The organism is Mesorhizobium sp. M1E.F.Ca.ET.063.01.1.1 (assembly GCF_003998155.1).
Classification (GTDB): Bacteria; Pseudomonadota; Alphaproteobacteria; order Rhizobiales; family Rhizobiaceae; genus Mesorhizobium.
This window is the reverse complement of record NZ_RZSC01001664.1, coordinates 1-423: the sequence shown is the minus strand read 5'-3', so window position 1 is coordinate 423 and position 423 is coordinate 1. Positions and strand designations below refer to the sequence as shown.

Here is a 423-nt window from a genome sequence, read left to right as displayed (position 1 = left end):
GCCTCCCAGAGTGCGGCGGCGATATCGTGGGCGGAATTGTTCGAACCGATGACGACTGCCTTCTTGCCGGCATAGGCGTCGGGGCCGGGATGCTTCGAGGAATGGTGCTGATCACCCTTGAAGCTGTCCATGCCCTTGAAGCTTGGCATGTTGGCCTTGCTGGACATGCCGGTCGCCAGCACCAGCTGCTTCGGCTTCAGCGCGATGTCCTTGCCGTCACGGTGGACGACGACGGTCCATTCCTTCGTCTTGTCGTCATAGGCGGCGCTCCTGGCCTCGGTCGAGGACCAGTAATTCAGCTCCATGACCTTGGTGTACATTTCCAGCCAGTCGCCGATCTTGTCCTTGGGCGAGAAGACCGGCCAGTTCCTGGGGAAGTCGATGTAGGGCAGATGGTCGTACCAGACCGGATCGTGCAGGCAG

1 protein-coding gene is annotated in these 423 nt (G+C 60.8%); it reads right to left on the bottom strand.

All coding sequences use genetic code 11. The features are described 5' to 3' along the window. Positions 1-423: NAD(P)/FAD-dependent oxidoreductase (locus EOA29_RS40310; protein ID WP_145970198.1), on the bottom strand; the 423-nt coding region annotated here is incomplete at both ends.